Below are 332 nucleotides of genomic sequence, written 5' to 3'. Positions count from 1 at the left end.
CCCGACGCAATCAGGGTCTGGCCGCTTAACCCGCTGTTGGCACCACTGACCGCCAAGTCACCGCCGTTGATGTTCAAAGTGCCGGCACCGGTTAAACCGCCGGTCGCCGTTGAGACTCCGCCCGAGCTGAGGTTCAGCGTACCGCCAGTGATATCAAGGATACTGCTGTTGGACAGCACGCCGCTGTTCAGCACCCCGCCCGTGCCCAGCGTTACCGTACCGATATTGGTTAGCCCGCCGACAGTCTGGCTGTGGCCGTTGAGATTAGTGTTGGTGCCCGCCGCGGTTGTTAATCCAGAGGTCTGTCCCAGCGCATTATCGCTGCCCAGATT

Annotated in this window: 1 protein-coding gene; it reads right to left on the bottom strand. The window is 60.8% G+C overall.

From position 1 onward, the window contains the following. On the bottom strand, positions 1-332 hold a 332-nt coding region (locus V1952_RS22655), incomplete at both ends, for a hypothetical protein (protein ID WP_420075649.1).

This window comes from Yersinia sp. 2542 StPb PI, assembly GCF_048593855.1.
GTDB classification, from domain to species: domain Bacteria; phylum Pseudomonadota; class Gammaproteobacteria; order Enterobacterales; family Enterobacteriaceae; genus Yersinia; species Yersinia enterocolitica_E.
The sequence above is the reverse complement of the archived record's forward strand: the minus strand, read 5'-3'. Positions and strand labels throughout refer to the sequence as shown.